Source organism: Paraburkholderia ginsengiterrae (assembly GCF_001645125.1).
Classification (GTDB): domain Bacteria; phylum Pseudomonadota; class Gammaproteobacteria; order Burkholderiales; family Burkholderiaceae; genus Paraburkholderia; species Paraburkholderia ginsengiterrae.
In genome coordinates, this window is the sequence record NZ_LXKA01000154.1 from 131,155 (window position 1) to 140,263 (window position 9,109).

A 9,109-nucleotide genomic window follows, 5' to 3' on the forward strand; every position below is an offset into this window, starting at 1 on the left:
TGCAGTTGAAACTTACAGCGAGTAGCCGCTGGTTTCGAGCGAGCGGATACGCTGTTCGAGCTGGACGATGTCCGACGACGACGCCAGGTAGGCTTCACGACGGTTACGTTCGGCTGCTTCAAACCAGGTGCTCAGCTTTTCAAGTACGTATGCAAACATGATGTTCTCCAAGGATCAGATTGAATCCCCGGTGGATTGGGCATCAGGGATTTCCCGTAAAAGGGTTAACCCGAATTATAGCCCTATGGTGCAACCTGGCTAGTGAAATGCCCGCATGACGTGCATTCCGTTTTGGAATGACGCACATTTTCGGTGCATGCAAGTTATTGATTTTAATGATTTCAGGATGACCTTTTCGTCCAATCAATCCGGCCCCACATTTGTTTTCGCACAACAGTGGTGCAAATGACGGGCGGTTGCAACAAAATTGGCCTTCAGGTTGCACTCGTTACCGTAAACCTGTGTCAAATCGGATGACATCCCTGCCCTGAGACCAGATCGGTATCGGCGAGCCGCTCGATAATCGGACAATCCGGACGGTCATCGCCGTGGCAATGGTCGGCGAGATGCGCCAATGTGTCACGCATGTCCGTCAGTTCTGCAATGCGCCGATCCAGTTCCGCAACGTGTTCCAGGGCGATTGTCTTGACTTCGGCACTAGCGCGCGAGCGGTCATGCCAAAGCGCCAGCAGCCGGCGGATGTCTTCCACGAGAAAGCCGAGCCGGCGGGCCTGGCGGATAAACCGCAGCGAGTGGACCTCTTGTGGGCCGTAGATGCGATAGCCGGCGTTCGTGCGCGCTTTTGCCGCCAGCAAGCCGACACTTTCGTAGTAGCGAATCATTTTCGCCGTAACGCCCGACGCGCGGGCCGCTTCACCGATATTCATGGCCGTTTCCCCAGTATCTACACCGATCGTACACCTTCCCATGATGGGAAGGTCAGTCACTCAAGTGCGGATCGGCAGGCATAATTCAACTTTCGCAACATCCATTTTTTCGAGGGCATCCCGATGACGATTGAATTCCAGGTGGAAGGCATGAGCTGCCAACATTGTGTGACGGCGGTCACGAACGCAATTCGCGAGCATGATGAAAGCGCTCGGGTCGCGGTAGATCTCGCATCGGGGCGCGTGGCGGTCGATTCCGCGCAATCGGTCGAGGCGCTGAAGGCCGCCATCGACGACGCCGGCTACACGGTGACGGGCGTGGCAAGCGGGACTACGGGCGGGGCAACAAGCGGCGTGGCCGGCGGCGCAGTCTGATCAGCGAGCGAAAACATCATGTTCAAAGTTGCCGTCATCGGGGCCTCCGGGCTGCTTGGCCGCGCGCTGGTCGACGAGCTGACGCAGCAGGCCGGCTGGCAGATCGTGGCCACGGCGTTCAGCCGACCGGCGCCGAACTCGGTTGCGCTGGATATCCGGGACGTACGGGCCGTCGAGCAATTCGTCGAGCGCGAGGCGCCGAATGCGCTCGTGATCGCCGCGGCGGAGCGCCGGCCGGATGTGTGCGAGCATGACCCGGCGCTGGCCCGAGCCTTGAATGTCGATGCAGTGCGCACGCTGGCCGCGGCGGCAAACCGGTGCGGCGCATGGACGCTGTCGATCTCCACCGACTACGTCTTCGACGGCACACACCCGCCCTACCAGCATGATTCCGCGCCCGCACCGCTCAATGCCTATGGGCGCAGCAAGCTCGAAGGCGAGCGCGCGCTGACCGAAACGACCGATCTAGGCTGCGTGCTGCGGTTGCCGCTGCTGTACGGGCCGATCGTCAGTTGGGCGGAATCGGCCGTGACGAGTCTCGTGCCGGCGATCGCCGCGTCGGCTGTACCGGATGGCAAGCCCGCCGTCATGGATGCCTGGGCGATCCGTTACCCCACCTTCACGCCGGACGTCGCCTTCGTGATCCGGCAGATGCTTGAACTGCATGCGCGGGGCGACGCGATTCGCGGCATTGCGCAATGGTCGGGCGACGAACCAATGAACAAGTACGAGATCGCGGTGCGCCTGGCCGTTGCATTGCGACTCGAGGCGCACCTGACACCGCAACTCACGCCGGCCGACGCGACGCCGCGCCCGCACAACTGTCACCTGGCCTCGAACCGGCTCGAGGCACTCGGAATCGGCCGTCGCACGCCATTCGATACAGCGATTCGGCAAGTGTTGGCCGCCTTTCCGTGGCGCGGCGATCCGCGGGCCGGACAGAGGGCAAGCGAATTTGACCACCGCAATTCGGTTTCAATGAAAGTCGCGGCTCGCCGTGGCTAGTTCGCCGAGCCATTCGCTGTGGTCCTCGAGGCGATGGGCGACGAGATGGATCACCTCGCCCTGATGCAGCTGTTTCGCCTTACCTGCTTTACCTGCCTGAGGTTCGCGCCCCCCGTTGCCAGCATCGTCGCCGCCGGTGGCCACGCCGTCATCGCGCTGCACGACACCGTAGACCGCCAGCAGCGACGCGCCCAGCAGCACCTTGCGCTGCTTTTCCACCAGCGACGGCCAGACAATCACATTGATCGAACCGGTCTCGTCTTCAATGGAAACGAATACCGTGCCGTTTGCCGTGCCCGGCCGCTGCCGCACGGTGACGATCCCGCATGCCCGCGCGAGCGTGCCGTGCCGGCACGCGGCGAGTTCGGCCGCCGTGCGAAAGCGCTGCCCGGCGAGGCGTGTGCGCAATAGCGCAAGCGGATGGCGATTGAGCGTGAGGCCGATGCTCGCATAGTCGTCGACAATCTCACGGCTCTCGGTTGCCTGCGGCAGCGTCAGCGGCGCTTCGGCGATCGGCGCATCGCGCAGCAGCCTGGGCACGATGTGTTGCGCCGTCACCGCCCACCACGCCTCGCGCCGATGCCCCGCGATACTGACCAGCGCGTTCGCTGCGGCGAGCGCTTCGAGATCGCGCCGCGTCAAGGCCGCGCGGCGCGCCAGATCGTCGACATCGGTAAACGGTGCCTCATTGCGGGCCGCCATGATGCGTTCCGCTGCCCCCTGCGAGAACCCTTTGATCAGATGCATGCCGATGCGCACAGCGGGACCGCGCGCGCCGAACGTGTTCGACGGCTGAAACACGCGGGCAGCCAATCGCCTCGCCGCGCGCCGGATCGTCCTGCTCACCGTCAGGCGCCGCAGCGAAAGTTCACGCAAATGCTGCGCAGATAGTACGGTCTGCTGACGATGCAAACAGGTCTCAGCCGGTGAAATACGCTGCCCTTCATGACCGGGGCTTTCGAGTGCCGACTCCCAGTCGCTCAGCGTCACGTCGGGCGGCAGGACCTGGACGCCGTGGCGCCTCGCGTCCTGCACGAGTTGCGACGGCGAATAAAACCCCAACGGCTGACTGTTCAGCAAACCCGCCAGAAAAGCAGCCGGCTCATAGCGCTTTAACCACGCACTGAGGTACACGAGCAAGGCGAAGCTCGCCGCATGGCTCTCCGGAAAACCATACTCGCCGAAACCTTCGATTTGTTTGCAGATGCGCTCGATAAACTCCTTCTCATAACCGCGTGCTGCCATGCGCTCACTCAAATCCTGCTGATACCTCTCGAGGTGGCCGGTGCGCCGCCACGCGGCCATGGCGCGCCGCAACTGATCGGCCTGCTCCCCGGTATATTTCGCCGCAACCATCGCCAGATGCATGACCTGCTCCTGGAAAATCGGCACGCCGAGCGTGCGTTGGAGCACCGGCCGCAATTCGTCTTTTGCGTAATCAACCGGTTCGAGACCCTGCTTGCGACGCAGATAAGGATGCACCATGCCGCCCTGTATAGGTCCGGGCCGTACGATCGCCACTTCGATCACGAGATCGTAGTATTTGTTCGGCTTCAGTCGCGGCAGCATGCTTTGCTGCGCCCGCGATTCGATCTGGAACACGCCGATCGTATCGGCATGGCCGCACATTTCGTAGACGGCCGGATCCTCGCGCGGAATATCCTGCACCCGGAATTCCGGAAAGCCGCGCCTCAACGCGACGAATTCCAGTGCGCGCCGAATCGCCGACAACATGCCGAGCGCCAGCACGTCGACTTTCAGCAGCTTGAGCGCGTCGATGTCGTCCTTGTCCCACTCGATCACGCTGCGGTCTTTCATCGTCGCGTTCTCGATCGGCACGAGTCGCGACAGTTTATCTTTCGCGATTACAAAACCGCCGACGTGTTGCGACAGGTGACGCGGAAAGCCGCGCAACTCTTTGGTGAGGCGGATCAGATTCTGCGTGATGTGCGAGTTAGCGTCGAAGCCCGCTTCGGCCAGGTATTTGGCGACCGCATCCGTGCCGTCCCACCATTGCTGCGACTTGCTGATCCGCTCGATCAACGACGCCTCGAGGCCCAACGCCCGGCCGACGTCTTTCAGTGCACTACGCGCGCGATACGTAATCAGCGATGCGGTCAGCGCTGCCCGATGACGGCCATACTTCGTATAGATGTATTGAATCACCTCTTCGCGCCGCTGATGCTCGAAGTCGACGTCGATGTCAGGCGGCTCGTTGCGCGCGCGCGAGATGAATCGCTCGATCAGCATGTTCATGTTCACCGGATCGATTTCCGTCACATGCAGGCAATAACACACGACCGAGTTCGCCGCCGAGCCTCGCCCCTGGCACAGAATGTTTCTCGAGCGCGCGAAACTCACGATATCGTGCACCGTCAGAAAATACTTCTCGTATTTCAGTTCAGCGATCAGCCCCAACTCCTTCTCGATCTGACCGATCCGCTTCAGGTCCATACCGTGTGGCCAGCGCTCCATCGCACCCGCCATGACCAGCTTGCGCAAATAGCTCGATGGCGACTCGCCTGCGGGCACCAGTTCTTCGGGGTATTCATATTTGAGTTCATCGAGCGAGAAGTGGCATAGCGCGGCGACCCGCAACGTTTCTTCGAGCGTATCGCGCGGATACAGCTTGCCCAGACGCACGCGCGTACGCATATGCCGCTCCGCATTCGCTTCGAGCGCGCTGCCGCACGCCGATAGCGGCGTGACGAGGCCGATGGCGGTCATGGTGTCCTGCAAAGGCTTGCGCGATCGGGCATGCATCAGAACGCCGCCCGCTGCGACCAGTGGCAACCCGCTCGCTTTTGAAATCATACGCAAGGCGTCGATCTGAAGATCGTCGCTACCCGTTTGCCAGAGCTCGAGCGCGATCCACGCACGCTGTGCGGCGAATGATGCGAGCCAATGCGCGCACCGCAGCGTGTGCGAGAGCGTCGCCGTACGCTGTGGCACGAGGATCAGCACGCATTCGGGCAACGTTCTCAGATGCGCCAGATGAGGCAGCGAATCGGTGAAGTCAGATGGGCCGAGGCGGTAGCTGCCTTTGTCCGCGCGCGATCGTGCCAGCGTAATCAGCTCGGAAAGATTACCGTAGCCGTTGCGATTGGTTGCGAGCGCAACCAGAGTGCAAAAGGGCTCGCCCGCGGCGTCGGTCAGATTGAGTTCGCTGCCGATAATCAGCTGAGGGATGGGTTTCAATGTCTCGGATTCCGCAGCCTCCTGTTGCGCGGGTTTGGCTTTCACCGCCTCTTCCAAAGGCGTTCCCGAGCGCGCCGCTGTCGCCTTGTCCTCGCGCTCTTTCAACTGACGGTCCCGCTCCTGCTTGATTTCCCTCAATGCGGTATGAGCGCGCACGACGCCGGCCAGCGAGCATTCATCGGTGATCGCGAGCGCGCTATAGCCACGCGACATCGCCTGCACGACGAGTTCAGAAGGATGCGAGGCGCCGCGCAGAAACGAGAAGTTAGTCAGGCAGTGCAACTCCGCATAGTCCGGCAAGTGGGTCGCGAGCGCCTGCTGCGAGAGCAACGGTGAGGAGGATGTGATCATGGTGCTCAGCCGAACAAACCTTGCAAATACCACTCGCCGCTCAAACGTTCGCGATACACCCAGAACATGTGGCCGCGGTCGTCGGCCGCGACGTAGTAATCCCGCTCGACACGATTGCCGTCCCACCACCCGGCCTCGATCCGTTCGGTGCGTGTAAGCATTTTCAGCGGCCTGCGATAGATCGGCCGCTGGTCGCGCATCATCAGGCGTAGCGGCTTGTCGAGCATCCAGACGGGGCGAGGCTGCGAGGGCAACGCACTGTCGGGCAGATCGAGCGATGCCTGCGCAGTGTCAGATTGCGGTGCGAGCGGGCGAGTGTTTCCAGTGATGCCCGCCTCAGCGAAGTGCTCGGTGGCCGGCTCGATGGATGCGTCGTGTATTGCATTGTTGTCCTCGCGTCCTTCCTCAGCGGCCGCGAGCCGCAACCCATCGGTCAGCCAGGTTTTATCCGCCTTGATTGCCGGACGGGACTTTGCCGGCGAACGCGTCTTGCGTGAAAACGCCTGTGCCTGGTAAGCCTCGACACGCATTGACCGCTCAGGACGATGATCATCCTGCACCGACATCTGCAGCACATTCTCCGGCCCCAGCCGTGCGCTCAGGCGTTCGAGCAGACGCGCGATCGAATCACCGTCTGATTCCGGCATGGGAAACAAGGTATCCGACTGCCCGGCGGATTCGCTAATCTGATCCGCAACCAGCTTCAACTCGACGACCGGCGCCGCCAGCACGGTCTGATTCAGCTTTTCCCGCAGCAGCCAGATCAGATGCTCGGCATCACGCGATGGGATGGCCCACGCGAGCGTCAGACTCGATGTCTTCGGCGCATGACGGGATGCCAATTCATGCTCGAGCAGCAAGGTAAAACCGCTGAGCGCCGCATGATGCGCGCTCAACCAGCCAGCCAATTGCACAATCAGCCGACGCGCGGCGAACAGCAATGCATCGGCATTATCGACTCGTGATGGCAACTCCAATTGAGCATGAAACGATGCCGGCGCGCGAAACGACTCGCGGGGATCCGGGCGCGTGCCATATGCCTGCGCCAGCAGATCCAGAATGCCGCTGCCGAAGCGTCGCACGACACCTTGTCTTGGCAACTGACGCAAATCCGCCAGCGTCGTGCAGCCGACATGAGAAAACACATCGCGATGCGCTTGCATCACCGGCAGCAGCGATACGGGCAAATCATCGAGGACGCGCGCGAGCGAAGTTCCTTTCACCACATGCCACCGACGCCCCTGCCGAGCGGCGCGTGCCTGCGCCAACAACCATGCCCCCCAGGCAGTCGGCGCACAGGCGAAGCGCGCCGTATAGCCGAATTCAGCCACCGTGGCGGACACCTTCGACAACAGCGTGCGCAAACCGCCGAACAACCGCAAACCGGAACCGACTTCCAGCAACAGGGTGTGCGCATCGGCGAGGGACACTTTCGGTGTGTACGTCAGCAAGGCGAGCGCTATTGATTCGAATGCCTGAGTTTCGCGTGCGGTATCGGCGGCCAGCAACTCAAGCCCCGGCGCCAATGCCAATGCATAGGAGCGCGAATGCCCCGCATGCACGCCGGCGCACAATGCTTCGAAGTCAGGCATGACGATGTGCGCGTGATCGGCCAGTGCGTAACAATGCCTCTCGACGATGTTTTCGGCATCTTGAGATGAGCTTGCCTCGTCGCATGGCTCACGCCGACTCGGCTTCGCGGGCGAGCCATCCGGGAGCGGCTCGAGAGGCTTCACCGCTTCCAGCGACAAGAGTGGCAATGTGACTGCGATCCACAGCATGTTTGATCTCTGGTCCTTGATGGCTGCCGACTCCGTTTTCCGGCAACAGGACACTCTGTAAAGGCAAAACGAGATGAAGAGGCTGAGATAGCGGTGGCCCTCGACGCTTGAAGATGTCGATCGACAGACCAATCTCCTGCAGCCATTGACGACGGTTGATCGTCTGCGCATTGGCCGGCAAGAGCGGTTTGCAGATCATTCGCAATGGCGCTGGGGAAGATTGTGTGGTTGCCTCGACAGGCCGAATCAAGAATGCCAGTGCGGCCGACTCCTGTGCCGCCACTTGCAGACGCCGAACCCTATCGGCCCGCGCATTCGGCAACCACACCAGCACCGCGCCGATGCCGTCCTGCTTCAATGCCTGGGCTGCAGCCCACAGGGCTTGATCTTCATTCGTGCGCACCCATAAGACACGCCCGACATCGACGCCCCACGCTCTCAAGGCAGCAGCACAGGGCTGATATGGAGGTGCGACGAGCATGACATGCCGCCCGGCCTGTTTCGTCAGATGGCGAAGCGCACAGGCCAGCAGGCGCACTTCACCCACTCCACCATGCTCGACCAATAGCTCCGTCAGACCGCCGGCCGACCAGCCTTGTCCCGGCAACAGTTGGTCCAGCGCGGCATAGCCACTGGAAATCACACGTGAGTCCGCCTCGGCAAGCTCATTGCCCTGCCACACCTGCCGTCGCAATTGCGACGGCAGTGCAGTTGTCGCGAGCTGAATCGCTGCTGCCATAGACACACTCTTTCAATAGGGAACACTCCGCCCTGCCCGGCATCGGGCAAGCAGGAAGTCGCGAGTTTTACTGTATATTTATACAGTATTTTGAGAGTGATGTTAAGACAAAGCGCGGCCGGCGATGCGCGCAGGAAGGGCTTTAGGGAAGGGGGAATGAAGTCGCGTGTAGAACGAGTTACGCGGACGAGACTTGGGCCGGGTTCGGGGGGAGGAAGCGGCGATTGGGAAGGCGCGGTGCGGGTGAGCCGCGAAGGTGTGGAGGTGGGACGCGCGTATCTTGAATTGACAGGCTACGCGAACGCGCTGCGACTGGGGAAGGACTGAAGGTGGACATGCGCGGTGGTGTCCGGCCGCGTGCTCTGCGTGCGTCGCCCCATTTGCCATGAGACAGCGATTTTTTCTTGCGCCGTAAACGCAGAAACCCCACCTTTTGGGGGTGGGGTTTCTGATACTGCAGGGGGAGCCTGACGATGACCTACTTTCACACGGGTAATCCGCACTATCATCGGCGTGGAGTCGTTTCACGGTCCTGTTCGGGATGGGAAGGGGTGGGACCGACTCGCTATGGTCATCAGGCTTTGACGGGTTGCTGCGTCGCATGCGGGTTTTGGTCAACCCGGCGCCACAGCCAATCTGGAAGAAATAGTTTCTGGTGATGCTCACCAGAGGGAGATTCGGGGGTTGTGTTGTTTCTGGCACAACACTGATCTCAACCTGTGTGTTCTGCAAACCCGTCTGGGGGTTCACATGTGCCCCCTTCGGGGGTTGCC

Annotated in this window: 7 protein-coding genes, 1 rRNA gene and 1 pseudogene; 3 read left to right on the plus strand and 6 right to left on the minus strand. The window is 61.4% G+C overall.

Annotation, left to right across the window (positions count from 1 at the left end; translation table 11 throughout):
- Window positions 1–12: 12 nt before the first annotated feature.
- Both A6V37_RS39080 and cueR read right to left on the minus strand, forming a co-directional pair.
- On the minus strand, window positions 13–159 hold the full coding sequence (locus tag A6V37_RS39080) for a DUF3563 family protein (protein ID WP_075643481.1): 147 nt from the start codon (window positions 157–159) through the stop codon (window positions 13–15).
- A gap of 305 nt (window positions 160–464) precedes the next feature.
- On the minus strand, window positions 465–887 hold the full coding sequence (cueR, locus tag A6V37_RS12920; RefSeq protein ID WP_064266359.1) for a Cu(I)-responsive transcriptional regulator: 423 nt from the start codon (window positions 885–887) through the stop codon (window positions 465–467).
- 123 nt (window positions 888–1,010) lie between these two features.
- On the opposite strand from cueR, the gene A6V37_RS12925 reads away from it, so the two are divergent.
- Window positions 1,011–1,262 carry a heavy-metal-associated domain-containing protein gene (locus A6V37_RS12925; RefSeq protein ID WP_064266360.1) on the plus strand — a complete coding sequence of 84 codons (252 nt, stop codon included), beginning with the start codon at window positions 1,011–1,013 and terminating at the stop codon, window positions 1,260–1,262.
- An 18-nt stretch (window positions 1,263–1,280) separates the two neighbouring features.
- Window positions 1,281–2,267, plus strand: coding sequence for a dTDP-4-dehydrorhamnose reductase family protein (locus tag A6V37_RS12930; RefSeq protein WP_242665756.1), 987 nt, complete (start codon window positions 1,281–1,283; stop codon window positions 2,265–2,267).
- Here A6V37_RS12930 and A6V37_RS12935 read toward each other — a convergent pair.
- From A6V37_RS12935 to imuA, 3 genes are read right to left on the minus strand one after another with little or no spacing between them, the layout of a single operon-like run.
- On the minus strand, window positions 2,238–5,816 hold the full coding sequence (locus A6V37_RS12935; RefSeq protein WP_064266361.1) for an error-prone DNA polymerase: 3,579 nt from the start codon (window positions 5,814–5,816) through the stop codon (window positions 2,238–2,240). The two genes, A6V37_RS12930 and A6V37_RS12935, sit on opposite strands and share 30 nt — an antisense overlap.
- A gap of 5 nt (window positions 5,817–5,821) precedes the next feature.
- Window positions 5,822–7,597, minus strand: coding sequence for a Y-family DNA polymerase (locus A6V37_RS12940; RefSeq protein WP_064266362.1), 1,776 nt, complete (start codon window positions 7,595–7,597; stop codon window positions 5,822–5,824).
- Window positions 7,497–8,336, minus strand: a complete 840-nt coding sequence (imuA, locus tag A6V37_RS12945; protein ID WP_064266363.1) for a translesion DNA synthesis-associated protein ImuA — start codon at window positions 8,334–8,336, stop codon at window positions 7,497–7,499. The genes A6V37_RS12940 and imuA overlap by 101 nt, the downstream gene beginning before the upstream one ends.
- Window positions 8,337–8,549: 213 nt before the next feature.
- On the opposite strand from imuA, the pseudogene A6V37_RS43330 reads away from it, so the two are divergent.
- A pseudogene (locus A6V37_RS43330) lies at window positions 8,550–8,663 on the plus strand (lipocalin family protein); the annotation flags it as partial.
- A gap of 138 nt (window positions 8,664–8,801) precedes the next feature.
- On the opposite strand, the gene rrf reads toward A6V37_RS43330, so the two are convergent.
- Window positions 8,802–8,915, minus strand: a 5S ribosomal RNA gene (gene rrf / locus A6V37_RS12950).
- Between the last annotated feature and the right edge of the window lie 194 nt (window positions 8,916–9,109).

Coding starts and splice junctions, on each gene's coding strand:
- imuA (WP_064266363.1), bottom strand. CDS start 8,336: ATGGCAGCAGCGATTCAGCTCGCGACAACTGCACTGCCGTCGCAATTG.
- A6V37_RS12930 (WP_242665756.1), top strand. CDS start 1,281: ATGTTCAAAGTTGCCGTCATCGGGGCCTCCGGGCTGCTTGGCCGCGCG.
- cueR (WP_064266359.1), bottom strand. CDS start 887: ATGAATATCGGTGAAGCGGCCCGCGCGTCGGGCGTTACGGCGAAAATG.
- A6V37_RS39080 (WP_075643481.1), bottom strand. CDS start 159: ATGTTTGCATACGTACTTGAAAAGCTGAGCACCTGGTTTGAAGCAGCC.
- A6V37_RS12925 (WP_064266360.1), top strand. CDS start 1,011: ATGACGATTGAATTCCAGGTGGAAGGCATGAGCTGCCAACATTGTGTG.
- A6V37_RS12935 (WP_064266361.1), bottom strand. CDS start 5,816: ATGATCACATCCTCCTCACCGTTGCTCTCGCAGCAGGCGCTCGCGACC.
- A6V37_RS12940 (WP_064266362.1), bottom strand. CDS start 7,597: ATGCTGTGGATCGCAGTCACATTGCCACTCTTGTCGCTGGAAGCGGTG.